Below are 26,345 nucleotides of genomic sequence, written 5' to 3' on the forward strand. Positions count from 1 at the left end.
TCCTGAGGGCACCCCGAAGCGCTTTATCGCCGAGTCGCTGCCACGGTATGAGGCCAGTGCAGCGCCGGTGTGTCCTCCTGTTGAGCGTTGCGGTCCTACCGGTAGGTAGTGCGTGGCGCTCAGCGCGTTAACTGCACACTTTGGAGGGGCAGTGGAAGAGAAGAACCGGGGCGAGCTGATCAAGAATCCCCTTGGTCTCAGCGGGGAGCACCTGCCGAAGCCGAAAAACAAGGCGGGTCGTGATCTCAAAACCGCCATCGGTGTGGGCGTGGGCCTCGGTGCTCTCGTGCTCACCTGCATCTTCCTCATCCCTTATGGCTGGTATCCACTCGTGGCGCTCGCCGTCGCCGGCGGCACTTGGGAGGTGGTGCACCGCCTCCGCGAGCACGGCTATGTGGTCCCGCACTGGGTGCTGATCATCGGCGGCCAAGGCATGGTCTGGCTGTCGTGGCCCTTCGGGGTAGACGGGATGGCCGCCGCCTATGTCACCACGGTCCTCGCGCTGATGTTTGGCCGGCTCTTTCACCGCGGCCGCAGCACCGCCCCTCAGAACTATCTCCGGGATATGAGCATGGGTATTTTCGTGCTCACCTGGATCCCCATGTTCGGCACGTTCGCCGCGCTCATCTCCAGACTCGACGATGGTCCCGCGGACCCCAAGTGGTATGTGGTTACCTTCATGCTGTGCGTGGTCGCCTCCGATGTCGGTGGTTTCGCCGCCGGCGTATTCTTCGGCTCGCATCCCATGGCGCCGGCGGTCAGCCCCAAGAAGTCCTGGGAAGGCTTCGCCGGCTCGATCGTCCTCGGCACGATCACCGGTGCACTCTGTGTCACCCTGCTGCTCGCCGGCTCAATCTGGGCGGGCATTCTTCTCGGCCTCGGCCTCGTTATCTGCGCGACTCTTGGTGATCTCGTCGAATCCCAATTCAAACGCGAACTCGGCATCAAAGACATGTCTACGCTCTTGCCCGGCCATGGGGGACTGATGGATCGCCTCGACGGCATGCTGCCTGCAGCCATGGTGACATGGCTGGTGCTCTCCACCATCACGGTGGAAGCCGCAGTGGTCTAATACCGGAGCGCACACACCACCGCTGCGGGGCCGCTGCACGTGTGTGTGATGGCCATCGATACAAGTGAAGATAAAGCGGTGTAGCAGTGGCGACTATGCTGAAACATCATGATGGCACATAACTCTATAGATGAGGCAGCGTCCGCGAAGGAGAACGCCGCCACCTCGCATAAGTGGCGCGCACTCATCATCCTCGCGGTGGGGCTGGCGCTGATCGTGCTCGATGGCACCATCGTGGGTGTATCCATGCCCACGATTATTCGCGAACTTAACCTTGATCTTTCGGAAGCCCAGTGGGTCAGCAGCGTCTACTCGGTGGTATTCGCCGCCCTGCTGCTCGCCGCCGGACGCATGGGGGACCGCTACGGCCGGCGTAAGTTTTTCCTCGCCGGGCTTTGTATCTTCGCTAGCGGCTCGATCCTGGCCGCACTCTCCAGCTCCGTGTCCACACTGATTGTGGCCCGCGTGGTGCAAGGCGTGGGTGGAGCCTGCATTCTGCCATCGACGCTATCCACCACTAACGCCATGTTTCGCGGCAAGGATCGCGCGGCAGCCTTCGGCGTGTGGGGCGCGGTGATGAGTGGCGCCGCCGCCCTCGGCCCGCTGCTCGGCGGTGTCATCACCGAATGCGCCGGCTGGGAATGGATCTTTTGGGTCAACGTTCCTCTGGCCCTCGGCCTCGTCGGCGCAGCATTCGCGTGGGTGCCCGATACCTCCGCCGAGCCCATCGGCAGTGCGCAGCATCCTGCGGGCGAGAGAGACGTTCTCGGATTTAGCCTTTCCGCGATCGGCTTCGGCACGCTCGTATTCGGCATCATTGAAGGCCCCAAACTGGGCTGGTGGACAGCAATCGCGGACTTTCACCTCGGCTCCGCACAGTGGCCGCAGCACTGGCCCTCTGCCGCTGGCATCGCACTGGTGATTGCCGCGATGTCCTTGAGCGGCTTCGTCGCCACCGAGTTGCGCCGTGCTCGCACCCAGCAGTCGGTCTTGCTGGATCTCGGCATGTTCCGCTATCCCACCTTCACGTGGGGCAACCTCACCGCCTTGCTGGTGGCGGTAGGCGAGTTCGCGCTCGTCTTCGTGCTGCCGCTCTACCTTGTGTCCTCGGCGGGACTGTCTGCCTTGGCTACAGGGCTGGTGCTGGCAGCGATGGCGATAGGTGCCTTCCTCTCTGGTGCCGCAGCCCGCCATCTGGCAGCCAGAATCGGCGCTCCGGGTGTCGTGCTCGTGGGCTTGGGGCTTGAGGTTTTCGGCACGCTGCAGCTCGCTGCTGAAGAAAGGGTAGGGCAGCCCTTGTGGCTCGTGGTCTTCGCCCTAGTGGTCTATGGCATTGGCCTCGGCCTCGCCTCGGCGCAGCTCACCTCGCTGGTGCTCGGCGATATCCCCATTGCCCAGTCCGGCCAAGCATCCGCGACCCAGTCCACCGTGCGCCAGATCGGCTCCGCCCTGGGTGCCGCCATGGCCGGTGCTACCCTCTCTGCCGCCCTGGCATGGAAGTCCGCAGACTTCGTCGGCAGCCAAGCGCAGCTAGCCGAGGCCATGCGCAGCTCCGCCGGTGGAACGCTGGTCGGCCTGCGCCAGCAGGGCGCACCCGAGGAGGTGATTGCGCCTCTGGCGCGCGTCTTCGCCGAGGCCACCAAGGTATCGCTCTATGCGGCCGTGCTGTGTCTGGTCATTGGTCTGCTCGGGGCGTTGATGGTGCGCCGTTCCACCAAGAAGCGTCCCTAAAACCCAGCGTTTTACCGCCCGCTGCAGGGCAGGAGAGAGGTAAACAGCGGGGTGCCCTTAAGCATGAGAGCACCCCGCTGGTAGCTAATGCGACGGGTAGTTATTGGCGGGCCTTTTTTACCTGGCGCCGCAGCTCAAACATGCGCACGATGCCGGCCATGGCCATAATGAGTGCCCCGGCGATAGCGGCGAGCAAAAAGCCCACGCCAGCGGGGAACTCAAAGGTCCAGGCGAAGAGCTGCAGCTCCACTGGCTGCTGGTTCTGCATGATGAACACCAGCAAGAGGATGAGCAGCAGGGCGCCGATAATCAGCGCCGCCCACGTAGAAGAGGCGAGAGTGCGGTTGAGCTTGGCTGGCTTCTTCTTCGCCGTCGCGGAAGTCTCCGCCTGGCTCTGCTGCTTCGGCGCGCTATCCTCGCGGCGGGCTGGGGTAGCGGAGCTCTCGGCGCGCTCGGCTACGGCGTCGTGGGCGCGGGTGGGGTGGGAGGAGCCGAGGATCGAGTCGTCATTAATACGCGGGTGCGGCTCGGAGCTGGGATTGGGCTCAGCGGGGGTGGTCACGGATGTCTCCTCGTGCGGGGTGTACAGATCGTGCAGGGAAAGAGAGAATTAATCTCTAGGAAGTCTTAAACACCGTCAGTATAGTGGATTTCCTCGGTCCTCCTTCCTCGTGAAACAATGGGGCCTACTATGTCTGAACCCGTTCGCCTCCAGTTCAAAGCCCCGCAGCGCGGCATGCCGCCGCTGCACTTCGCCGATCTCGATCCCGAGGAGCGCATCTCCGCTGTTACTGAGCTGGGGTTGCCGAAGTTCCGTGTCAACCAGATTGCCCGTCACTACTATGGGCGGCTCGAAGCCGACCCGCTGACGATGACCGACCTGCCCGAGTCCGCTCGGCAGAAGGTCAAGGACGCACTCTTTCCCGAGCTGATGTCCAAGGTACGCGTCACCGAAGCCGATGCGGGTGCTACCCAAAAAACTCTGTGGCGGCTTAATGATGGCACGCTGCTGGAGTCGGTGCTCATGCGCTATCCAGACCGCGCCACCCTGTGCATCTCTTCCCAAGCCGGATGCGGAATGGCGTGCCCTTTCTGCGCCACCGGCCAAGGCGGATTGGATCGCAATCTTTCCATTGGTGAGATCGTGGATCAGGTGCGTCGGGCGGCGGCCACCATGCAGCAGGAGGGTGGCCGTCTGACCAATGTGGTGTTCATGGGTATGGGCGAGCCGCTGGCCAATTACAAGCGCGTATTGAGCGCGGTCAAGCAGATCACCCGCCCGGCGCCGGAAGGTTTCGGTATCTCCATGCGCAATGTCACCGTCTCCACCGTGGGCTTGGCGCCGGCGATCCGGAAATTGGCTGATGAAAATCTCAGCGTCACCCTCGCGCTGAGTTTGCACACCCCAGATGATGAACTGCGCGATAGCTTGGTGCCGGTGAATAATCGCTGGTCCGTGGCCGAAGTGCTCGACGCCGCCCGCTACTATGCGGACGCGACCGGCCGCCGCGTGTCCATCGAATACGCCTTGATCCGCGATATCAATGATCAAGACTTCCGTGCGGACATGCTGGGCAAGAAGCTGCACCAGGCCTTGGGCTCTCGCGTACATGTGAACCTCATCCCCTTGAACCCCACACCAGGATCCAAGTGGGATGCCGCACCCAAACAGCGCCAGGACGAGTTCGTGCGCCGCGTAATCGCCCAAGGCGTGCCCTGCACGGTGCGCGATACCCGCGGCCAAGACATTGCCGCCGCCTGCGGTCAGCTCGCGGCGGAGGAACGGGCCAGCTAGCTCACGCGTCAGCCAGCTCACGCGTCAGCCAGCTCACGGGCTCGCAATGCAATAATCCCCCATGCACCTGCTGGGTGCCTGGGGGATTATGTGTGCTGTGTGAAGGAGGGAGTCCTTAGACCAGCAATCTGAACAGCGCTGTGCTTACTTCTCCACAGCAGTGCGGTTCGGGACGGTCGTGGGATCGATGTTGAGCGCACGCAGCTCGGAGTCGCTCAGCTCGGCGTACTTGCCCGTCATGGCGTGCTGCTGGTAGGTCCACACCGGCTCCTGGTGGCCCTCCGGCTTGTTGTGGGCGGTCACGGTGCGCACTTGGTTGAGCTTGGGGGCGAAGAGCTGAAGGAGCAGCGCGATAGCCACCAGCGTGGCGAGTACGAGCAGCCAGATGGTCTCCACGTGGCCCTTGTGGTTACCGAAGTTGTAGCCGAGGAGGAAGAACACGGAGACCCAGCCAGCAATCTGGGTGGGGATCAAACCGAGATCGTGCCAGCCCCACTTCGCCGAGGGCTCGTCGAGGGTGCTTACGCCGTTATAGACTTCCGGCTCGATGTGGTGGGAAGCGCCAGACACAGTCTTTTCTCCTTCTTAATAAACGCTTAAAGTTCTCCGTCTATCTTTGCACATTCTTAGGTTTCATGGAAGTTGTTTTGCTCGCTCCGTGTCGCAGCAGCGGCCCCTTCCCAACCGTGCTTTTCGCGCTAGCCTCACACGGGGGATAGGCGGCGGGCCGCGGGGCGCAGAGCTTCTTGGTAGTGTCCGCAGCCGCGCTTGTGGTGCGAGTGCAAGAATAAAGGCATGAAGACTCGCGTCATCCTCTTAGGAAGTACAGGTTCTATCGGCACACAGGCCCTCGAGATCATTGAAGCGAATCCCGATCGCTTTGAGGTTGTGGGGCTGTCCTGCGGTGGCCGCTCCGTCACGCTCGCCATTGAGCAGGCCCGCCGCTGTGGACTGGCGGCCGAGCAGGTGGCCATCGCCGATGATATGGCGGCGCAGACAGCCTCGGAGGCGCTCGGCGGAACCGTGATCTCCGGTGCGGATTCCTCCGCGGAGCTGGTGCGCAGCCAGCAGGCCGATATCGTGCTCAATGGTCTGGTGGGCTCCCTCGGCCTGGGGGCCACCCTGGCCGCACTGGAGTCGGGGGCACGCTTGGCGCTGGCCAATAAGGAGTCGCTCGTCGCTGGCGGCGATATCGTGCTGCGCGCCGCTGCCCCCGAGCAGCTGGTGCCGGTGGATTCGGAGCATTCGGCGATGGCCCAGTGTCTGCGCTCCGGCAGGAGCGACGAGGTCGCTCGCTTCGTCTTGACCGCCTCGGGTGGCCCCTTCCGTGGCTGGGACCGGGAGCGCATGTGGGAGGTCACTCCCGAGCAGGCCGCCGCGCACCCCACGTGGTCGATGGGGCAGATGAACACTCTCAACTCTGCCACCCTCATTAATAAAGGACTTGAGCTTATCGAGGCCAGCTATCTTTTTGATATCGACCCGCAGCTCATTGATGTCACCGTGCACCCGCAGTCGATCATCCACTCCATGGTCACCTTCATCGATGGCTGCACCATTGCCCAGGCCTCCCCGCCGTCGATGAAGCTGCCGATCTCTCATGCCCTGGCATGGCCGGAGCGGGTCAAGGATGCTCAGCCCGCACTGGACTTCTCGCAGTCTTTCGATTGGGAGTTCGAGCCGGTGGATAATGCCGCCTTCCCCGCGGTGGAGCTGGCCCGCCACGTCGCCTCGCGCCGCGGGAGCGTTCCCGCGGTGTATAACGCCGCCAATGAGGAAGCTGCAGAGGCGTTTTTGCAGGGCCGCATTCGCTTCCCGCAGATCGTGGATGTGGTGGCAGAGATCGTCGATAAGGCCGAGGATTTCGCGATTCCGCCCCGCGACGTGGCGGATGTGCTGGCCGTGGAAGACAGGGCGCGTTCCTTGGCGCAGCAGGAGATTCGCAGCCGCGAGCGCTAGCTGGATAGTTACCTCGCCGGCGCTGTAGTATGCGAGGGGCTAGCTCGAGGCAGAAGGCGGTGGAATCGTGAGTTACACAATGGGTGTGGTGCTTTTCGCGCTCGGTATTGCGATCACGATCGCATTGCACGAGTGGGGCCACCTGCTGGCGGCGCGCGCTTGTGGCATGCGGGTGCGGCGCTACTTCATCGGTTTCGGCCCCACGTTGTTCTCCTTCCGCAAAGGCCACACCGAATATGGTCTCAAAGCGATTCCTTTGGGCGGGTTCTGCGATATTGCAGGCATGACCTCGGTGGATCCCGTCACGGAGGACGAACGCCCCTACGCCATGGTGTACAAGCCCTGGTATCAGCGCGTGTTTGTGCTCCTCGGCGGGGTGCTGATGAACCTAGCTCTCGGTCTGCTCACGCTATATCTGGTGGCCGCCACCGCCGGGCTGCCGAATCCCGATCCGGATCTCAGCGCCCGGGTCGGCGAGGTGCGCGAGGGGCCGGCCGCTGTGGCGGGCGTGCGCCCGAGTGATACGATCCGCGCGATCGATGGGCAGTCGATGGCCACCTTCACCGATGTGCGCGACTATGTGGTGCAGCGCCCCGGCGAAGAGATCACGGTGCACGTGGAGCGCGATCACCGCCCCGTCGATCTGGATGTGCGCGTGGATTCGCGCACAGTGGAGGGCCAAGAGATTGGTGTGATTGGGGTGGTCAATGCGCCGATCCCTGATCTCTACCTCAGCTATGGCCCTCTCGAGGCGGTGCCCGCCACCTTGCACTATTCCAGAGCGATGCTGCATGCCACGTGGCAGGGGGTGGCCTCGCTGCCCGCTAAGCTGCCCGGGGTGGCTCGGTCCATCTTCGGCGCCGAACGCGAGATGGATTCGCCCATGAGCGTGGTGGGTGCGTCCCTCGTGGGTGGGGAGCTCGTGGAGCGTTCGCAATGGTCGATCTTCGCCATGATGCTCGCCAGCCTGAATTTTTTCCTCGCCCTGTTCAACCTGCTTCCCTTTGTGCCCCTTGATGGTGGCCATATCGTGATCGTGTTCTATGAGAAGCTTCGCGACGCCATCCGCCGGATGCGCGGTCTCGCCCCAGCGGGGCCGGCCAATTACGCGGCCCTCATGCCGCTCATTGTGGTGATGTGGGCGCTGCTGATGGGCATCGGTGTACTGATCATCGCCGCCGATGTGGTCAACCCTGTGCGCCTATTCGGCTGATAACATCAAGATTCAAAGCCCAAAAAATCTCTTAAAGGAGAATCTCTCTGTGAGTACCCCGATCGGTCTCGGCATGCCGGATGCCCCGCTGCCCACCCTCGCGCCACGTCGCACAACCCGCCAGATCATGGTGGGCGATGTGGGCGTGGGATCCGATTATCCCATCTCCGTGCAGTCGATGACGACCACCAAGACGCACGATATTAACGCCACGCTGCAGCAGATCGCCCAGCTCACCGCGTCCGGCTGCGATATTGTGCGCATCGCCTGCCCCAAGACGGTGGATGCGGAGGCGCTGCCTGCCATTGCGAAGAAATCACCCATTCCCGTGGTGGCAGATATTCACTTCCAGCCGAAATACATTTTCGCGGCGATCGACGCCGGCTGCTCGGCCGTGCGCGTTAATCCCGGTAATATTCGCGAATTCGATGGCCGCGTCAAAGAAGTGGCGAAGGCCGCCGGCGAGGCCGGCATCCCCATCCGTATTGGCGTGAACGCCGGCTCGCTGGATAAGCGCTTCTTGGAGAAGTACGGCAAGGCCACCCCGGAGGCGCTGGTGGAGTCCGCGGTCTGGGAGGCTGGGCTCTTTGAGGAGCACGGTTTCGGCGATATTGCCATCTCGGTGAAGCACAACGATCCGGTGGTGATGGTGGAGGCCTACCGCCAGCTCGCCGCACAGACCGACTACCCGCTGCACCTCGGCGTCACCGAGGCCGGTCCGGCCTTCCAAGGCACCATCAAATCCTCGGTGGCCTTCGGCGCGCTGCTCGCCGAGGGTATTGGCGATACCATTCGTGTCTCCCTCTCCGCTGATCCGGTGGAGGAGATCAAGGTGGGCGATCAGATTCTGCAATCGCTGAACCTGCGCCCCCGCAAGCTGGAGATCGTCTCTTGCCCCTCCTGCGGTCGCGCCCAGGTGGATGTCTACACCCTGGCCGAGGAAGTCACCGCAGGCCTGGAGGGCTTCGAGGTGCCGCTGCGCGTGGCCGTCATGGGCTGCGTGGTCAATGGCCCGGGCGAGGCCCGCGACGCCGACCTCGGTGTGGCCTCCGGAAACGGCAAGGGCCAAATCTTCGTCAAAGGCGAGGTCGTGAAGACCGTGCCCGAATCCAAGATCGTGGAAACCCTGATTGAGGAAGCCACCCGCATCGCCGAAACCATGGAGGAGACCGAGTCCGGTTCGCCCTCTGTGACGGTGAGCTAAACCCACCCTGTACTGACGTTGTTCACCAGCCCCTGCGCGCTAGCTGCCAGGGGCACGGCAGTGCTGATGGAGGGCGGCGTCGATAAGCGTGCGCGACGGGCCTAGTATAAGGGGCATGACTCAACGCCCCCGTTTGCAAGTACCTGCCCGCAAGACTCCTATCCGCGCCGTGCCGGATCATATTGAGCGTCCGGAATACGCGTGGAAGGACGAGGTGCAGGAGGCCATTGGCGAACCCTATGTGCAGACCCCCGAGACCATCGAGGCGATGCGCGAAAGCTCCAAGATCGCCGCGAATGCCCTGCGTGAGGTGGGTAAGGCCGTTACTCCAGGAGTGACCACCGATGCCCTAGATCGGATCGCGCACGAGTACATGTGCGATCACGGTGCCTATCCTTCCACGCTGGGCTACCGCGGCTTTCCGAAGTCCTGCTGTACGTCGGTGAATGAGATTGTCTGCCATGGCATTCCCGACGCCACCGTGGTCCAGGACGGCGATATCGTGAACGTGGATATCACCGCCTATAAAAATGGTGTGCACGGCGATACCAATGCCACCTTCCTCGCCGGTGATGTCTCCGAGGAGCACCGGCTGCTCGTGGAGCGCACCAAAGAAGCAATGATGCGCGGCATCAAGGTGGCCAAGCCGGGCCGCGAGGTCAATGTGATCGGCCGAGTCATCGAATCCTATGCCAAGCGCTTCGGCTACTCCGTGGTGCGGGACTTCACCGGCCATGGCGTGGGCCCGACATTCCACAATGGGCTCGTGGTGCTGCACTACGATTCCCAGGCCTATCGCGATGTGCTCGAGCCGGGCATGACGCTGACGGTCGAGCCGATGATCAACCTCGGCGGCCTCGACTACAGGATGTGGGACGATGGCTGGGTGGTGCAGTCCACCGACGGTGCCTATAGCGCCCAGTTCGAGCACACTCTCGTGATCACCGAGGATGGCAACGAGATCCTCACCTTGCCCGACGAGGACTAGAGGCACAGAAGAACTCCCGTGGTAGCTCTATTGATCGCCGGCACCACTTCCGATGCCGGGAAATCCATTATCGCCGCCGGGCTGTGTCGGGCACTGAGCCGTCGCGGCTATGCGGTGGCCCCCTTCAAGGCACAGAACATGTCCAATAACTCGGCGGTGTGCCCCACCGGCGGGGAGATTGGGCGAGCCCAAGCCATGCAGGCGGCCGCATGCGGGCTGGAGCCGCATGTGGACTTCAACCCCATCCTGCTCAAGCCCGGATCGGATCGCACCTCGCAGCTGGTGGTGCGCGGCACCGCCCGCGGACAGGTATCCGCCACTTCCTATGTGGATCACCGCCTCCAGCTGCGGGAGGTTGCGGCGGCTGCGCTCGGCGACCTCGAGAGCCGCTATGACATCGTTGTCTGCGAGGGCGCCGGCTCGCCGGCGGAGATCAACCTGCGCGCAACAGATGTAGCCAATTTCGGCCTCGCCGAGGCCGCGGATCTGCCGGTGTATGTGGTGGGCGATATCGACCGTGGGGGAGTGCTGGCGCATCTCTATGGCACCCACGCGATTGTCTCCGCCGCGGACCGGGCCCGCATCAAGGGCTTTGTGATCAACAAGTTCCGCGGGGATCAGAGCCTGCTCGAGCCCGGGCTGGAGGAGCTGCAGCGGCGCACCGGGGTTCCCACCGTGGCGGTGCTGCCCTATATTCACGGGCTGTGGCTGGATGCGGAGGACTCCCTGCAATCGGTGATCGGCGCGCCCGTTGGGCCACCCACCTCGGCCCTGGGCACCCAGCGGCTGCGGGTTGCGGCCGTGCGGCTGCCGCGAGTGTCCAATGCCACCGATGTGGAGGCGCTGGCCTGTGAACCGGGCGTGACCGTGACCTGGAGCGTCGATCCAGATGAGGTGGCCTCCGCCGATCTGGTGGTGCTGCCCGGCTCGAAATCCACGGTGTCGGATCTGCAGTGGCTGCGCAGCAGCGGGCTGGCAGATGCGATCGTGCAGCGCAGTGGCCCGACGCTCGGTATCTGCGGCGGCTTCCAAATGATGTGCCGCCACATCACCGATGGGGTCGAAGGACCCACCGATGCTGTAGGACTCGGGCTTTTCGACGCCACCATCGAGTTCCACGAGACCAAAACCCTCACCCGCACCCCGCAGGGCGGCTATGAGATCCATCATGGGCGGGTGGCGGCTAATGCCGAGCAGCCCTGGCTTAATGGCGAGGGCTGCGCCACAGCGTTATGCCGCGGCACCCATGTGCACGGCCTACTCGAACACGATGCCACCCGCCGCGATTTTCTCGCCTGGGTGGCAGAGACCGCCGGCAAGCCTGGGTTTGTGGTCAGTGACGATACCTCCTTCGCCGCAGAGCGAATGCGCCAGCTGGATCTCATCGCCGATACGGTGGAGCAGCACTGGGATCTTGGGCAGCTCTGCGCGGACCTCGGGGCCTAAGCTGGCGGGCGCTGCCGGGTGCTACGAACCCTTAGGCGGCGTCGTGTGGGCGATGCTGCGGCCCGCGATAGGAGAGCCCGCCGCTGAGCCCGAGCGCTGCGGCGGCGATATAGCTCAGGGCCAGAGCTTGGGGCGGGGCATAGCTGGCCCACCAGCTGCTGGGGGTGGCGGCGATAACGATGGCGTAGGTCATTACTGCAGCAATGATGGCGGCTGCGAGCCGTAGGGGCCAAGTGCCGCGGGAGCGATAGCCGCGTAGATCCATAATGCTCCACACGCTCAGCACGAGGGTGGCTACAGCGGTGGCCACCACCCCGGAGCGGGTGAGCAGGGTATCCGAGCCGAGGGAGATATAGCCGGTGGCTAAAGCGCCGCTGATAATGCCAAAGACGGCTGGGACGCAGCGCCGCGGCAGCAGCAAGAATCCACCGAGGGCACAGGCCACGGCCGCGACAGGCATGGCGTAGAAGGAGGCGAGGGTCACGGTGGAGTGAAGCGTTGGCGAACCCAGCTGCCGGACGACGAGGGTGGCGCAGCCACTGATCAAACTCACCACCGCGCCCGCCCCGCACAATAGGTGGGGCCACCGTATCGGCACATGCTGGTATACGAAACGCCGAATGGCGAGGAGCCCAATGGCACCAGAACACACCACCATGGTCACGGCTGCCAGGCCGGAGTACCACAGCGATTGATGCGTGAAGTTCGTGCCTAGGGCAGACAAAGCTATGGTCACAGCTACAGCGAGGCTGAGTGTGGCCACGGATGCGGGGTGACGGGATACTGGTGCAGACACGATGGTTTATGGATTCTACGCCGTGGGGGAGAAGAGAGAAAAGCGGCAGGCACGGGCGCGGCAGTGACCCTCGCAGGCGTCTGTGCTGCGCGGGAGTGCGGCGCTCGGCTGCCGCTGCTTTCGTCGTTCAGGCGGGGCGAGGAGCTAGGAGAAGTCCAATCCCAGCAGCGCGTTTTCCACCAGCTCGGGGAGTGCGGGGTGGATCCAGTACTGCTCAGTGGCGACCTTGCGCACATCCAGCTTGAAGGTCATCACGGTGATCAGCTGGTGGATCAGGGTAGCGGCCTCGGGGCCGATGAAGTGCGCACCCAGCAGCTGGCCGGTGGCGCGATCGGCGATGAGCTTCACAAAATTGGACTCATCTTCCATCGCCCAGCCATAGGCCACATCGCCGTACTTTTGGATCTTGACGGTGATGTCATAGCCCTTATCGCGGGCCTGCTCTTCGGTCAGTCCCACGGTGGCGATCTGCGGGTGGGTGAACACGGCGGAGGGCACGTTCTCGTGCGGCATGGGGCGCAGATCCTCGGGGTGCAGCAGGTTGTGGCGCACGGCGCGCATCTCCGCATTGGCCACGTGCTTCAGCAGGTAGGGGGAGCTGCAATCGCCCAGAGCCCACACGCCCTCGCAGCTGGTGCGGCCGTAGTCGTCCACCTTAATGCGGGGGCCGTCGAGTTCGATGCCGGACTTTTCGGCGTCGAGCTGGTCGCCATTGGGCACGCGTCCCGTGGCGGCGAGGAAGACATCGGCCTCGAGCACGGTGCCATCGTCGAGGGTCACCCGAACCCCATTCTCAGTGTTGCTGGCCTCCCTGATGTCGTGGCCCAGATAGGTATTCCACGTCTTTTCGGCCATCTCGGTGAAGTAGGTGGTGAGATCCTCGTCGAGGGTTTTCATCATGCGCGGGGAGCGGTTGATCACGGTCACCGTGGCGCCGAGATCGTGGAAGACATGCGCGAACTCGGCGGCGATGAACCCGCCGCCATGAATGATGATCGACTCGGGGAGATCCTCGAGGCGCATGATGTCTTCGTTGGTGTAGTAGCGGAAATCCGTGCCGGCATAGGGCGGGACAATCTGCGGGCGCGACCCCACGGCCAGCACGATCTGCTCGCCGGAGATTACTACTGGGGTATCGCCATCTGCGGTGGCGATGGTCTTGGTGTCCACAAAGCGGGCGTGGCCATCGTAGACATCAATATTCGGGGTTTCTTCGCCGCGGCGATAGGCCTCGCCGCCGGCGGCAATCTTATCGATGCGCTCGCCGAAGACGCGCTCGCGCAGGGCCGGCCAATCCACGGAGTTGAACTGGGTATCGAGGTTATAGCGCTCGCTGTGGGCGGCGGCGCGGGCCTGCTCTGCGGCGTAGACGAACATCTTGGTGGGAATGCAGCCGACGTTGAGGCAGGTTCCACCAAAGACGCCCTTTTCCACGATCGCGATGGACTTATCCTCAAACTCCGGGCCGGGAATCGAGTTCCCAGAGCCGGTGCCAATAATCACGAGGTCATAGTGTTTGTCCGCGGTAGTAGCCATGGGGGAAATCTCCTTCAAACACGGGTCATAGTTGGTGAATACGAGTTGTCGTTCTCCCACAGTAGTGCTCATGTCAATCGGGCGCTGTCGCGTCTTCTCTGATCCGGCGTGCGCTAGGGCGTGTGCCTGCGATGCCGGTGCATCCAGTCCACCGTGAGCTCGAGCGCCTGGCTGCGTGTGGGCTGGGCGGACAGGTACACATCGTGCATCGCCTGCGGCAGCGCGGTGATACTCAGCACACTCGATAGGTGCGGAGCCCGCGCCCAGATATCGGCGACCTCTAAAACGATGTCGCTGCTGTGGGCGTCGGCGAGCATATCTCCCTCGCCGCTGCGCTCGGCGGTGAGTACCAGGCTCGCGATCTGGGTGCGTAATTCATCGCGGGCGAGTCGTTGCTGGGATTGAGCCACCGCCCGCAGCCAGCTGAGTCGTTTCGGAAAACCTGCCAGTGGCTTGAGCTGGAGATCGTAGGCCCATTCGCCGCCATAATCGCGATGCAAGGACTTGCCGTAGCTGGGATCGGGTTGTTGGCGCAGCAGTGCCTCGGGGCGCAGCCGCGTAATCGCTCCCGCGAGCCGCGGAACGTGGGTGCGCAGCCACGGCGGGCCAAGCATCTCCAACCAGGGGCTGTTATAAATCACCGAGTCCACGGGCAGGGTGGTCTGGGCTAGCCATTCCGCCACCGCCAACGCCCCTGTGGAGTGAGCGATGAGGCTGACGCTGGAATGCGCGGCCACCACCGGCTTGAGAGTGGCCTCTAGGTCCTCGCAGTACAGCCGAATATCACTGACATGGTGGGGCGTCTGCCCTTCGCGCAGCGCGCGGCCACACTTGCGCAGATCCACGGCATAGGTGGTGACTGCGCGGGAGTCGAGATAGCGCGCCACATGATCGTGGAAGAAATAGTCGGTCATCCCATGCACCATCACTGCGGCGTGTTCATGCTGGCTGGTGTGGCGCACCAGTGCTGCGCACACAGGGCTTTCACCATCGGGATCGGCCCCGAGCTCGCAGAGCGCATACTCGTAGTCCGCGCCCAGACGATCGGGCCGCCACTGCAGAGGCTTATCGACGTTCACTTCGCTTCATCCCTTACCTTCTTGGCCATGGAGCATTCTCGCGCGGCCAACTTTACGCGCCCAGATCGACGGGAAAGCACAGATGATGCAGTACCCGTGTAGGCACCATGCGGTCTGGCCGCGCTGGGCTGCGGTGTGCACCTCTCGCGCTGGCCGGCTCGAGCACACCCGGTCAGCGACGGCGGCGCTGTTCACGGCGCGATGGCTAGTCCACACAATCAAAAAGGTGGAGGCGGAGTGCACGCCCAGTTTCGCTCTTTTGGGGGTAAAAAAGAGGTGGTTTCATACAATTCCCTGTGCTTAGGGCCGGTGAATAATGCTGAGCTCTTGCTGTGAAAACGCCAGCGTGATGGTGCCTTCTTTGCTGTGTCGACGCGCGCCGCGCCGACAGGGGCGCAAAAAGGGTAGTGGTAGGACCTCTAAAAGAGTATTTGTTGGCCTGCGTAGGCGCGTAAACTTGAACCAGCACAAACGCACCCGCGCCCCGCGTGCACCCGTCTCGAGTGCCGGTGGTTGCGAGGCGTTTGTAGGGGTCGCGCCCGTTCTGCTGTGTCTGCTCGCCGCTCGTCGTTTCTGTGGTGGTGGGTAGTTCAGGCTGAATTCTGTGCGGGACCTAATAGAGACAATGCACAACGCGTGAGAGCACCGTAGATAGAGAATTAAGGAAGTTGGACTGACGTGTCAGATTCCAAGGCAGCTACTGCCCAGGTACGCGATGAAGTGGATGTAGCGTTTGTTGGCGCCGGCATCATGAGCGCCACCCTCGCCGCAATGTTGAAGCAGCTGGAGCCCTCGTGGAGCCAGCTCATTCTGGAGCGGCTCGACGCCCCAGCTCAGGAGTCCTCCTCCCCCTGGAACAACGCAGGAACGGGCCACTCCGCCCTGTGCGAGCTCAACTACACCCCTGAGGTCAAGGGGCGTATTGACATTGACAAGGCCATCAACATCAACGAGAAGTTCCAGGTGTCGCGCCAGTTCTGGTCGCACCAGCTGGACACTGGGATTTTGAAGGATCCGCGCGAGTTCATCAACCCCGTGCCTCACGTGTCCTTCGCTCACGGTGAGGACCAGGTGGCATATCTGAAGAAGCGCTTCGATGCTCTCAAGGGTCACCCGCTCTTCCCGGGCATGGAGTACTCCGATGACGACGCTGTCTTCTCCGAGAAGCTGCCGTTGATGGCGCAGGGCCGTGACTTCGCCAAGGAGCCGGTATCTATCTCGTGGACCTCCGCTGGTACGGACATCAACTACGGTGCCCAAACCAAGCAGTTCATCGAGGGCCTGAAGGAGGCCGGCACCGAGCTGCGCTACGGCCACGAGGTGAAAAACCTCAGCCAGGATGGCAAGAAGTGGAAGATCACCACCACCAACGTGCACACCGGTGATACCTCCGTGATTACCGCAAACTTCGTGTTCGTCGGTGCCGGCGGTATGGCGCTGCCGCTGCTGCAGAAGTCCGGCATCCCCGAGATTCGCGGCTGGGGCGGATTCCCCGTGTCCGGCCAGTGGCTGCGCTGCACCAACGAGGAGCTCATCGAGCAGCACGCCGCTAAGGTCTACGGCAAGGCTTCTGTGGGCGCTCCGCCGATGTCGGTGCCGCACCTCGATACCCGCGTGATTGACGGCAAGCGCGGCCTGCTCTTCGGCCCCTACGCGGGCTGGACCCCGAAGTTCCTCAAGACCGGCTCCAACCTGGACCTGTTCAAGTCCATCCGCGTTACGAACCTGCTGTCCTATGTGGGCGTGGGCGTGCAGGAGATGGGCCTGACCAAGTACCTGATTACCGAGCTGCTCAAGGATCAGAAGGCACGCATGGAGTCGCTGCGTGAGTACATGCCGACCGCCCGTGATGAGGATTGGGAACTGGTTACCGCCGGCCAGCGCGTCCAGGCTATCCAGCCGGTCGCCGGACCGTCCTTCTCTACTCTCGCGTTCGGTACCTCGCTGATCAATAACTCCGAGGGCTCTATCGCCGGTATTCTCGGTGCCTCCCCAGGTGCGTCCATCGCCCCGGCAGCCATGCTTGAGGTGCTGGAGCGCTGCTTCGGCGAGCGCATGGTGGAGTGGGGACCGAAGATTAAGGATATGGTTCCCTCCTACGGTGTTAAGCTGGCAGCGAACCCGCAGCTCTTCGAGGAGACGTGGGAGCGTACCCAAAAGACACTCAAGCTCGAGGATTAATGTGACTGAACACACCCCCGTTCCTGGTTTTCCATTTACCGCGATCGTGGGGCAGGAACAGCTCCGGCTGGCCCTGCTTCTCAACGCCATCTCACCAGGGATTGGGGGTGTGTGCGTGCGTGGAGAAAAAGGCACCGCCAAGACCACCATGGTGCGTGGCTTCGCTCCGCTTCTCGACGGTTCCCTCGTGAACCTTCCCCTCGGCGCCACCGAAGATCGCGTGGTGGGATCCCTCAACGTGGAGACCATCCTGAGCACCGGTAAAGCCGAGTACCAGCCCGGTCTGCTCGCCGAGGCCGATGGCGGCATTCTGTACGTGGACGAAGTTAATCTGCTCGCCGATCACCTCGTGGACGCGCTGCTTGATGCCGCCGCTACCGGGCGGGTCAGTATTGAGCGCGATGGTGTCTCCTATAGCGCCCCCGCCAAATTCGTGCTGGTGGGTACCATGAACCCCGAAGAGGGGGAGCTGCGCCCGCAGTTGCTCGACCGTTTCGGGCTTGCGGTGGAAGTCACCGGCTCGAAGGACCCGGCCGTGCGCGGGGAGATCATTACCCGCCGCTTGGCCTATGAAAACGACCCCCACGGTTTTGCCGCCCAGTGGCAGGAGCAGGAAACCGCGCTCAAAGAGCAGCTGGATCAGGCTCGCGCCGCCGTGGCGCAGGTGGAGTTGCCGACCGTACAGGTGGCGCGTATCGCCCAGCTCTGCGCCGCCTTCGATGTCGATGGCATGCGCGCCGATATCGTAATCGCCCGTACCGCTATCGCCCACGCAGCACTGCGTGGCAGCGAGATCGTGGAGGACGAGGACGTGCGCGTGGCCGCCCAGCTCGCGCTGCCGCACCGCAAGCGCCGCAATCCCTTCGATGAGCCCGGAATCGACGACTCCGAGTTGGACGAGAAGCTCGACGAGGCCATCAACGACAACCCCGATCCCGAGCAGAACACCGAACCGCCGCAGGAGGATGAGCCTGCCGATAGCTCGGAGGAGCCCTCCGCGCCGGACCAGGAGGAGTCCGAGGAGACGCCGCAGGAGGAGCAGCCGCAGCGCGGCGATGGAAAGGGTGATAGCGCCTCGATGGGCGCTCCCTTTCTCCGCTAGAACACTGCGCCGGCGGGGCATGGGCGAGGAAGCCAATCCGGGCCGACGTTCCAAGGCGCTGTCGAGTGAAGGGGCGGTGATTCGCTCCACCACTCACGGCAGGGGAGTGCATGTGGTGGCCACCGCCATGGCGGCCGCCGAGCGCGGCGCCATCATAAGCAATGGGCGTTTGGAGCTGCGGCCGGAGGATCTGCGTTCTTCCATCAAGGCGGGCAGGGAATCTAATCTCATCGTCTTCGTGGTGGACGCCTCCGGTTCGGTGGCTGGCCACACCCGCCTCGAGGCGGTCACCGGTGCGGTGGAATCAATTTTGAAAGACGCCTATATCCGCCGCGACAAGGTGGCGGTGATTACCGTGCGTGGCCGTGCCCCCGAGCTTTTGCTGCCACCGACCAGTTCCATTGATGTGGCGCGGCGTCGTCTCGAATCCGCTCGGGTCGGCGGGCGCACCCCGCTGGCCGAGGGGCTGGTGATGGCAGATGAGCTCATCACCCGCCAAGCTCGGAAGGAACCGGGTCGCCGCGCCATCATGGTAGTGCTCAGCGACGGCCGTGCCACTGGTAACTATGGGATGAAAGAGGCCTATGCGGCCGCCGATGCTATCGCGGCCAAGGGGCTCAGCGGGTCCATCGTGATCGACTGCGAGGTCTCCGCCCGAGTACGGCTGGGGCTAGCGCGCACCCTCGCGGAGCATCTGCGCGCTCCCTGCGTGCAGCTTGCGGAGCTCAATTCCGATAACGTCGCCGGCGCCATTGAGTCGCTTTAAAGGGGTGGGGCGGACCACCCCGCGGCAGGGAGGCGGGGTGTGTCTCGCTACTATGGCTCAGAGATACACCCCCTGTGCGAAAGTGAGCCCCACCCGATGCCCCAAGGCAAAGTTGATCCGAAAAATATTCCCGATGACGGCCTCACCACCCGGCAGCGACGCATGCTGCCGGTGACCGCGGTGCACACCGGGGAAGGAAAAGGAAAGTCCACCGCCGCCTTCGGCATGGCACTGCGCGCCTGGAATCAAGGCTGGAAGATCGGCGTATTCCAATTCGTGAAATCCGCCAAATGGCGGGTCGGGGAAGAATCGGTCTTCCTGCGCCTCAACGAGCTCAGCGATGAGCCGCTCGTGGAGTGGCACAAGATGGGCGAGGGTTGGAGCTGGGCGAAAAAGCGTGGCGATGAACAAGACCACGCCCGCGACGCCCGCGAAGGCTGGGAGGAAATCAAGCGCCGCCTGGCCAATGAAACCCATGATCTCTATGTGCTCGACGAGTTCACCTATCCCATTAAGTGGGGGTGGATCGACGTCGAGGATGTGGTGGAGACATTACGCACTCGCCCCGGCACCCAGCATGTGGTGATGACGGGCCGCGATGCGGACCCGCGCCTGCTCGAGGTGGCGGACTTGGTCACCACTATGACCAAGGTCAAGCACCCCATGGACCAAGGCCGCAAGGGCCAGAAGGGGATCGAATGGTAAGCGTGCCCGGTGTGTGCATCGCGGCCACGGCCTCGGGGACGGGCAAAACTACCATCGCCACGGGCTTGATGGGGGCGCTGGCCCGGCGCATGAACGTCGCGCCGTTCAAAGTGGGGCCGGACTATATCGACCCCGGCTATCACGGCCTAGCCTCGGGGCGTGTGGGCCGCAACCTCGATTCGGTGATGTGCTCCGTCGATCGCATCGGCCCACTCTATGCTCACGGCGCCGTCGGCTGCGATATCGCCGTGGTGGAAGGCGTGATGGGGCTCTTCGATGGCCGCATCACCGACTCACCAGAAGACGCCGGTGCCGGTTCCACCGCTGAGATTGCCGCCGCGCTCGGGCTGCCCGTGATCCTCGTCGTGGATGTCCGCGGCATGAGTCAATCGGCAGGCGCGATTGTGCGCGGTTTTGCCATGCATAACCCCCATGTACGCATCGCTGGGGCGATCATTAACAAGGCAGGCACCGATCGGCACGCCGAGGTGTGTCGCCGCGCCATCGAAAACTCAGGGGTGCCAGTGGTGGGCATCATCCCGCGCATCGACAAGGTGGAAGTACCGTCCCGACACCTCGGACTCGTGACCGCCGTCGAACGGGGCGGTGCCGCCGTCGAATCCGTCGAGCGCATGGCGGACATGATCGAGAACTACGTGGACATCGATGCCATTCTCGAGCTGGCCTCCTGCGCCTATACCGGTCCCGCCTGGGATCCGGCCGCAGAGGTCCACGCCGTGGGCACCGCCCCGCGTATCGCTCTGGCTTCGGGGCCGGTGTTCAGCTTCGCCTATGCCGAGCACACCGAGCTGCTGCGTGCCGCTGGCGCCGAGGTGCTGGAATTCGATCCCTTGCACGAGGAACTCCCCGAGTGCGAAGGGCTCATTGTGCCCGGCGGATTTCCCGAGGAACATGTGGAAGAACTCGCCGCCCGGCATAGTGTTACCGCCGGGGTGCGCGAGCACATAGCCGCCGGCAAACCGGTCCACGCCGAATGCGCGGGACTGCTGTGGCTGCTCAAAACCCTCGACGCCCATCCCATGGTGGGGGCGATCGGCACCCATGGCGCCATGGGCCGCCGCCTGAAACTGGGCTATCGGGAAGCCGTGGCGCTGGAATCCTCGGTGCTTTACGAGGCCGGCCACAGAGTCACCGGTCACGAGTTTCACCACACCGCCCTCGCCGAGGAGACCGCACCCGGTTTCCGCCCGGCCTGGGGCTGGCGGGGCTGGGATGGCACTGCGGTGGCCGAAGGCTTTGTGTCCGCAACGATCCACGCCTCCTATCTCCACGTCCATCCCGCCAGCGTTCCCCACTCGATCGAGAACTTTGTGCGCACTGCGGGCAGGCATCGCTAAATCGATTTTTGCCCACCAAGGCCACTACACTCACAATTCATGACAGTGACTCTTATTGGTGGCGGACCCGGAGCGTGGGATCTGATTACGGTGCGCGGCATGCATGCCCTGCAAGAGGCCGATGTGATCCTCACCGATCACCTCGGTCCAAGCGCCGAATTGGACAAACTCTGCGATGTCTCGACCAAAGAGATCATCGACGTCTCGAAGCTGCCCTATGGCCGGCAAGTAGCCCAAGCAAAAACCAATGAGCTGCTGGTGACCCACGCCCGTGCCGGGAAGAAGGTGGCGCGGCTCAAAGGCGGCGACCCTTATGTGTTTGGCCGCGGTTTCGAAGAGGCACAGGCCTGTGCCGAAGCTGGTATCGCGTGCACCGTTGTGCCGGGCGTAACCAGCGCCATCGCTGTTCCGGCCGCCGCCGATATCCCCGTGACGCAGCGCGGGATGGTGCATTCCTTCACCGTGATCTCGGGGCATCTCGCCCCCGATAACCCCAACTCGCTCAACGATTGGACAGCACTGGCGCACACCGGCGGCACCCTCGTGGTGATTATGGGCGTGAAAAATTCCGGGGTCATCGCGGAGCGATTGATGGCCGATGGCCGCAGCCCCGAGACCCCCGCAGCCGTAATTCAAGAAGGCACGACCGCTGAGCAAAAAGTGCTGCGCTGCACGCTCGCGACGCTGGGCGCCTCTATCCGCGAGGACGGCATTGCTCCGCCCGCAGTGCTGGTGATCGGTGAGGTGGCAGGGCTCACCTGCCGAACGCCTAGCGATCCACCACGAGCGTGAGCTGCGTCGGGCTGCTGAGGCTAATAGAAAGACCAGCGCCCTGGGCGATCTCGATTACCTCATCGAGGGTCTCCGGCTCCGCATCGTGCAGGCAGAGCACGCGGGCCAGTTCGCCCTTGTAATGCTTATTGAAGTGGCTCACAACCTTGCCCGCGGTGGTTTCCACGCGCACGGTAGCCGCAGAGGAGAGCGGACCAAGATTCTGATACGCCCCCGAGCGGAAGTCCAGCACCAATCCCTCCACGCCGGACAGAGCCTCGGTGATGGCTGCACCCCAGCGCTTTTTCATCGTTGGTGCAGCGGCGGCGGGATCCTCCTGACGCGGCACCTTCGTGCCCGCAGACAGCCGGTAATGGGGGATGAGATCCTGTCCCCGCACGACGCCGAAGAGTGCTGAGCCCACAGCCAGTTGGCTCCACCGGTCGTGGGGGAGAGTGGCCGGGGAGAGGGCGTCGAAAAGCACCCCCGTGTAGCGACTCAGCGCTGGGGTGGTGGGGGAGGTCCACAGCTGCTGATTAGCGGCGAACTCCTCATCAAAGTTGTTTTTCAACTTCAGCGCCTCGCGTGCCTCCGCAGCGTCAAGAGCGCGCAGATCATCGATAATCTGCCGGCGCAGGGGAGTCAGTTCGGGGAAGCCGAGGGAGTCGAGCGACAGCGGCGCGCCATCGCCGCCAAAGGACTTGGTTTCAGAGGGTGGGAGCACAATGAGCACGCCCTTGAGTGTAGCTAGTAAGATCGGGCACCATGATTACACGCTTGTCTCAGCTCTTTTTGCGCACGTTGCGCGATGATCCCGCCGACGCTGAAGTTCCCAGCCACAAGCTTTTGGTGCGCGCCGGATACCTCCGACGCAATGCGCCGGGCATCTACTCCATGCTGCCGCTCGGAGTGCGCGCGCTGGACAAGATCGAAAAGGTTGTGCGCGAGGAGATGAACGCCATCGGCGCTCAGGAGCTGCGCTTCCCCGGCCTGCTGCCCCGCGGGCCCTATGAGCAGTCCAACCGGTGGACCGAATACGGCGATAACGTCTTCCGCTTGAAGGACCGCAAGGGCGCGGACATGCTGCTCGGGCCGACCCACGAGGAGATGTTCACCCTCGCGGTTAAGGACATGTACAGCTCCTATAAGGATTTCCCCGTCATCCTTTATCAGGTGCAGACCAAGTATCGCGATGAGGAGCGTCCCCGCGCCGGTATCCTGCGCGGGCGCGAGTTCATTATGAAGGATTCCTACTCCTTCAACATGGATGATGCTGGGCTTGAGGAGTCCTATCAGCTGCACCGCCAGGCGTATCAAAACATTTTCGACCGCCTGGGTGTGGAGTATGTGATTTGTGCTGCGACCTCCGGCGCGATGGGCGGCTCGGCCTCCGAGGAGTTCCTTGCTATCAGCCCCACCGGCGAGGACACCTTTGTCTGCGCCACCGAGGGCGACTATGCCGCCAATGTCGAGGCCGTGGTGACCCCGGCCGGGGAGGAACGTGATCCCGCGGCAGCCCCCGCCGCCGAGGATCACGAAACTCCTGGCGCGACCACGATCGCCGCGCTCGTGGAGTGGGCGAATACACAGGGCGTCACTATTGAGGGCCGCGCGGTGGAGGCCAGCGATACCCTCAAGTGCATCGTGGTGCGCGTGACTGACCCCGGCGCCGAGAAACCCCGCCTCGCGGGCGTGGTCCTGCCCGGCGACCGCGAGGTGGACATGGGTCGCCTGGCCGCCAGCTTCGAGCCTGCCGAAGTGGAGCTCGCCGAGGACAAGGACTTTGCGCACAACCAGTTTTTGGTGAAGGGCTATGTGGGCCCGCGCGCGCTCAATGAGCATGAACTGAGCGTGTACGCCGATCCGCGCGTCGTGCGCGGCACCTCATGGATCACCGGCGGCGATGTCGCGGGCCACCACAGCGTGAACATGACGGTGGGGCGTGATTTCGAGGTGGATGCCTACGTGGAGGCAGCCGAGGTGCGCGAGGGCGACCCCGCGCCGGGGGGAATGGGCGTGCTCACCCTCGAGCGCGGTATCGAGATCGGGCACATCTTCCAGCTGGGCCGCAAATACACCGAGGCGTTCGATGTGCAGATTTTGGATGAGAATGGCAAGCGCGCGGTGCCCACGATGGGCTCCTATGGCGTGGGCGTGTCCCGCCTACTTGCTGTGATCGCCGAGCAGACACACGATGAGAAGGGCCTGAAATGGCCAGTGTCTGTGGCCCCGTACGAGGTGCATGTGGTGATCGCCAACAAGGATGCCGAGGCGGCAGAGGCCGCGGAGAAACTCGCCGAGGAGCTGTCGGCGCGGGGTATTGATGTGCTCTTCGATGACCGCCCCAAGATTGGCGCTGGCGTGAAGTTTAAGGATGCCGAGCTGTTGGGTATGCCCTTCATGGCCGTGGTGGGTCGTGGCTACAAGGAGGGCACCATCGAGGTGCGGCCGCGCGGTAGCGAGGCAGAGAATATCGCCGTGGACGAGGTGGTTGATCATCTCGTCGAGCTGGTCACGCAGGGGCGTCGTTAGAGGGCACAAGGCCGCGAGGAAATGAGACAGCCTCCTGCGTAAATACGACGTCTGATGAGTGTGTAATGTGGGTGGCATGGGATCTCTTCCCATGCCACCCTTGATCTATTCATATCGCTGTCGCGGGCGGCGCTCGCAGGCGCAAGCGGGGCAGGGGAGCGGAGATCCTCAGCACACAGTGAGGCCGCGCGCCGCGGCCATCCTATTCGTGGTCACTGCTACTGCGGATGAAGACTGGGGATGCCGGCGCGCGTAGATAAGAAAGGGACGCTATGCGCGTAATTATCACCGAGTCCCCTGCTGAGGTTGCCACCATCGCTGCCGACATGATTGCCGACACCGTGCAGGGCAAGGGGAAGGTTTCCATCGGGCTGGCCACCGGTTCGACCCCTATTGCCACCTACAAGGAGCTCATTGCTCGCCACCAGGCGGGCGAGATCAGTTTTGCCGATGTGAGTGTCTACATGCTCGATGAATACATCGGTATCGATCGCTCTGACGAAAATAGCTACCACCGCACCATCCGGCGAGAATTCGCCGAGCACGTAGACATCGATGATTCGCGCGTCTTTAGCCCCAATGGTCAAGCCGAGTCCATCGCGGAGGAAGCCGCCCGCTACGAGGCTGCAGTGCGTGCTGGCGAGGTGCAATTGCAGCTGCTGGGCATCGGCTCGGACGGGCACATTGGCTTTAATGAGCCCGGCTCCGCCTTCGACTCTCCGACCCACCGCGTGATCCTGCACCCGCAGACGGTGCGCGATAATGCCCGCTTCTTCTCCTCCGAAGAGGAGGTCCCCGTGGAGGCCATCACCCAAGGCCTAGCCACGATCCGTGCTGCCCAGCATCCGGTGCTGCTCGCGACCGGCGCCTCCAAGGCAGAGGCAGTGGCCGCGATGGTGGAGGGGCCCGTGACGGCGCACTGCCCAGCCAGCATTTTGCAGTTCCACCCGAATTGCACCGTCATCGTCGATAGCGAGGCCGCGGCACAGCTCGGCGATCGCGAGTTTTATATCGCGGCCGAGAAGCAGCGTCGCGCCCGCACCAACTAGTACATATCGGCCCCTGTTTGGGGCCAATGCTCTTGTGTAGGTTTGGCAGCGAAACTAACATTGCACACTAGGAGTTTCTGCACTGGAGCGGTGCTGTATCGGTACCGCTCACGCTGCTGAACCCATTGTCTCCACCCAACCCCGTAGCGTGCACTCGATCTACCTCCCGAGACAGCCAGCTACGTTGATAAGAAAGACGCTATTTATGTCTCTGAATTCCCTCTCTCGCAGCACCACCGTCGGCCGTAGCCTGCGTGTCGGCATGGCAGCCTTCGCTGCCTCGGGCCTGATGCTCTCCGGCGGTATCGCCGCCGCCGAAGAAGGCGACGCTGACCAGTCGACCTCTAGCGAGTCCTCCTCGTCCTCCTCCGATAGCACTAACCAGCCTGCCACCGGCGGCGAGTACGACGGAGATGCTAACGGCAGCGCTGCTGAGGAAGGCGACAACGACAGCAGCACTGACACCGACTCTGACAGCACTGACACCGACTCTGACAGCACTGACACCGACTCTGACAGCACTGACACCGACTCTGACAGCACTGACGCTAACGACGATGCCGATGGCGAGGACCACGGCGATCACGTTGACGCTGAGGGCCACGACGATGTCGATCACGCTGACCACGCCGATGCCGATGGCCACGATCACGGCGATGCGGCCGATAAAGACGGCAAGGGGGAGATGCACGATGATCACTCGCACATGCACGAGTCCTCGACCACTCCGGCTCCGATGAACGAGCACAACCACAAGGATCAGCACGGTCATCACAACCATGAGTCCCACTCTGGCCCAGCCTTGGCCAACACCGGTGCCAATGTCGGCATGGTGACGCTCGGCGGCCTCGTCATCGCCGCTGCCGGCGCCGGCCTGGTAGCACTGCGCCGCCGCGCCTCCTAAGAGTTATTCCGCCAACTCGTTTCACCACCGGCCACGCCGCCTCGCGCTCTCAGCAGTGGAGCGGCGTGGCCGCGTGAGGTTCTCATGGCACGACTGGGCGCGGGGGCTAGTTACGCGCCCGCACCCCAAATTCGTTAGCATTGTGCGAGTAAATACGA

23 protein-coding genes are annotated in these 26,345 nt (G+C 63.3%); 17 read left to right on the plus strand and 6 right to left on the minus strand.

Translation table 11 applies throughout. The features are described 5' to 3' along the window. The first annotated feature begins 151 nt into the window (after positions 1 to 151). On the plus strand, positions 152 to 1,072 hold the full coding sequence (locus GBB18_RS01120) for a phosphatidate cytidylyltransferase (RefSeq protein ID WP_151640471.1): 921 nt from the start codon (positions 152 to 154) through the stop codon (positions 1,070 to 1,072). Positions 1,073 to 1,180: 108 nt separating this feature from the next. Further along, complete coding sequence (locus tag GBB18_RS01125; protein ID WP_225990203.1) at positions 1,181 to 2,803, plus strand: MFS transporter; 1,623 nt, start codon at positions 1,181 to 1,183, stop codon at positions 2,801 to 2,803. Between the two features lie 100 nt (positions 2,804 to 2,903). Here the strand turns inward: GBB18_RS01125 and GBB18_RS01130 are convergent, their stop codons facing one another. Further along, positions 2,904 to 3,365, minus strand: coding sequence for a lipopolysaccharide assembly LapA domain-containing protein (locus tag GBB18_RS01130; RefSeq protein WP_225990204.1), 462 nt, complete (start codon positions 3,363 to 3,365; stop codon positions 2,904 to 2,906). Positions 3,366 to 3,494: 129 nt separating this feature from the next. Between GBB18_RS01130 and rlmN the strand changes: the two genes are divergently transcribed. Continuing rightward, positions 3,495 to 4,598: a 23S rRNA (adenine(2503)-C(2))-methyltransferase RlmN gene (gene rlmN / locus GBB18_RS01135; protein ID WP_151528534.1), complete on the plus strand. Its 1,104-nt coding sequence runs from the start codon at positions 3,495 to 3,497 to the stop codon at positions 4,596 to 4,598. Positions 4,599 to 4,742: 144 nt separating this feature from the next. On the opposite strand, the gene GBB18_RS01140 is transcribed toward rlmN, so the two are convergent. Further along, positions 4,743 to 5,168 (minus strand): DUF2631 domain-containing protein, encoded by a 426-nt coding sequence (locus GBB18_RS01140; protein ID WP_151548790.1) that lies wholly within the window; start codon positions 5,166 to 5,168, stop codon positions 4,743 to 4,745. Positions 5,169 to 5,393: 225 nt separating this feature from the next. Between GBB18_RS01140 and dxr the strand changes: the two genes are divergently transcribed. The 5 genes from dxr to GBB18_RS01165 all read left to right on the plus strand — a co-directional run bounded on the left by dxr (position 5,394) and on the right by GBB18_RS01165 (position 11,408). After that, positions 5,394 to 6,557 (plus strand): 1-deoxy-D-xylulose-5-phosphate reductoisomerase, encoded by a 1,164-nt coding sequence (dxr, locus tag GBB18_RS01145; RefSeq protein ID WP_151640472.1) that lies wholly within the window; start codon positions 5,394 to 5,396, stop codon positions 6,555 to 6,557. A 64-nt stretch (positions 6,558 to 6,621) separates the two neighbouring features. After that, positions 6,622 to 7,770 carry an RIP metalloprotease gene (locus GBB18_RS01150; protein WP_192795886.1) on the plus strand — a complete coding sequence of 383 codons (1,149 nt, stop codon included), beginning with the start codon at positions 6,622 to 6,624 and terminating at the stop codon, positions 7,768 to 7,770. A gap of 73 nt (positions 7,771 to 7,843) precedes the next feature. Further along, positions 7,844 to 8,974, plus strand: a complete 1,131-nt coding sequence (gene ispG / locus GBB18_RS01155; protein WP_151528856.1) for a flavodoxin-dependent (E)-4-hydroxy-3-methylbut-2-enyl-diphosphate synthase — start codon at positions 7,844 to 7,846, stop codon at positions 8,972 to 8,974. Between the two features lie 115 nt (positions 8,975 to 9,089). Next, positions 9,090 to 9,962: a type I methionyl aminopeptidase gene (gene map / locus GBB18_RS01160; RefSeq protein ID WP_151548788.1), complete on the plus strand. Its 873-nt coding sequence runs from the start codon at positions 9,090 to 9,092 to the stop codon at positions 9,960 to 9,962. 18 nt (positions 9,963 to 9,980) lie between these two features. Further along, positions 9,981 to 11,408: a cobyric acid synthase gene (locus GBB18_RS01165; protein ID WP_151640473.1), complete on the plus strand. Its 1,428-nt coding sequence runs from the start codon at positions 9,981 to 9,983 to the stop codon at positions 11,406 to 11,408. 31 nt (positions 11,409 to 11,439) lie between these two features. On the opposite strand, the gene GBB18_RS01170 is transcribed toward GBB18_RS01165, so the two are convergent. The 3 genes from GBB18_RS01170 to GBB18_RS01180 all read right to left on the minus strand — a co-directional run bounded on the left by GBB18_RS01170 (position 11,440) and on the right by GBB18_RS01180 (position 14,819). Then, on the minus strand, positions 11,440 to 12,204 hold the full coding sequence (locus tag GBB18_RS01170; protein ID WP_151640474.1) for a hypothetical protein: 765 nt from the start codon (positions 12,202 to 12,204) through the stop codon (positions 11,440 to 11,442). 144 nt (positions 12,205 to 12,348) lie between these two features. Continuing rightward, a complete protein-coding gene (gene mtr, locus GBB18_RS01175; protein ID WP_151640475.1) occupies positions 12,349 to 13,740 on the minus strand; it encodes a mycothione reductase in 1,392 nt (463 codons plus the stop codon). A 113-nt stretch (positions 13,741 to 13,853) separates the two neighbouring features. Then, positions 13,854 to 14,819 carry an alpha/beta hydrolase gene (locus GBB18_RS01180; protein ID WP_151640476.1) on the minus strand — a complete coding sequence of 322 codons (966 nt, stop codon included), beginning with the start codon at positions 14,817 to 14,819 and terminating at the stop codon, positions 13,854 to 13,856. Between the two features lie 678 nt (positions 14,820 to 15,497). Between GBB18_RS01180 and mqo the strand changes: the two genes are divergently transcribed. The 6 genes from mqo to cobA all read left to right on the plus strand — a co-directional run bounded on the left by mqo (position 15,498) and on the right by cobA (position 21,723). Next, positions 15,498 to 17,000: a malate dehydrogenase (quinone) gene (gene mqo / locus GBB18_RS01185; RefSeq protein WP_151548783.1), complete on the plus strand. Its 1,503-nt coding sequence runs from the start codon at positions 15,498 to 15,500 to the stop codon at positions 16,998 to 17,000. A 1-nt stretch (position 17,001) separates the two neighbouring features. Further along, positions 17,002 to 18,102, plus strand: coding sequence for an ATP-binding protein (locus GBB18_RS01190; RefSeq protein ID WP_151640477.1), 1,101 nt, complete (start codon positions 17,002 to 17,004; stop codon positions 18,100 to 18,102). A 19-nt stretch (positions 18,103 to 18,121) separates the two neighbouring features. Continuing rightward, positions 18,122 to 18,868 (plus strand): VWA domain-containing protein, encoded by a 747-nt coding sequence (locus tag GBB18_RS01195; protein WP_151640478.1) that lies wholly within the window; start codon positions 18,122 to 18,124, stop codon positions 18,866 to 18,868. 96 nt (positions 18,869 to 18,964) lie between these two features. Further along, the gene (cobO, locus tag GBB18_RS01200) at positions 18,965 to 19,573 is read left to right on the plus strand and encodes a cob(I)yrinic acid a,c-diamide adenosyltransferase (RefSeq protein WP_151528546.1); all 609 of its coding nucleotides are present in this window, start codon (positions 18,965 to 18,967) and stop codon (positions 19,571 to 19,573) included. After that, entirely contained in the window at positions 19,567 to 20,931 is a 1,365-nt protein-coding gene (locus tag GBB18_RS01205; RefSeq protein ID WP_151640479.1) for a cobyrinate a,c-diamide synthase, read from the plus strand. Before cobO ends, GBB18_RS01205 begins: the two co-directional genes overlap by 7 nt. 39 nt (positions 20,932 to 20,970) lie before the next feature. Then, a complete protein-coding gene (cobA, locus tag GBB18_RS01210; RefSeq protein ID WP_151640480.1) occupies positions 20,971 to 21,723 on the plus strand; it encodes a uroporphyrinogen-III C-methyltransferase in 753 nt (250 codons plus the stop codon). Here cobA and yaaA read toward each other — a convergent pair. Further along, complete coding sequence (gene yaaA, locus GBB18_RS01215; RefSeq protein ID WP_151640481.1) at positions 21,701 to 22,435, minus strand: peroxide stress protein YaaA; 735 nt, start codon at positions 22,433 to 22,435, stop codon at positions 21,701 to 21,703. The two genes, cobA and yaaA, sit on opposite strands and share 23 nt — an antisense overlap. A 32-nt stretch (positions 22,436 to 22,467) precedes the next feature. Here yaaA and GBB18_RS01220 point away from each other — a divergent pair, with 32 nt between their 5' ends. The 3 genes from GBB18_RS01220 to GBB18_RS01230 all read left to right on the plus strand — a co-directional run bounded on the left by GBB18_RS01220 (position 22,468) and on the right by GBB18_RS01230 (position 26,187). After that, on the plus strand, positions 22,468 to 24,234 hold the full coding sequence (locus tag GBB18_RS01220; RefSeq protein ID WP_151640482.1) for a proline--tRNA ligase: 1,767 nt from the start codon (positions 22,468 to 22,470) through the stop codon (positions 24,232 to 24,234). A gap of 272 nt (positions 24,235 to 24,506) precedes the next feature. After that, entirely contained in the window at positions 24,507 to 25,283 is a 777-nt protein-coding gene (gene nagB, locus GBB18_RS01225; RefSeq protein ID WP_151640483.1) for a glucosamine-6-phosphate deaminase, read from the plus strand. 205 nt (positions 25,284 to 25,488) lie between these two features. After that, positions 25,489 to 26,187, plus strand: coding sequence for an LPXTG cell wall anchor domain-containing protein (locus GBB18_RS01230; protein WP_151640484.1), 699 nt, complete (start codon positions 25,489 to 25,491; stop codon positions 26,185 to 26,187). Positions 26,188 to 26,345: the final 158 nt, after the last annotated feature.

It is taken from the genome of Corynebacterium sp. 11A (assembly GCF_008930935.1).
Lineage (GTDB): Bacteria > Actinomycetota > Actinomycetes > Mycobacteriales > Mycobacteriaceae > Corynebacterium > Corynebacterium megadyptis.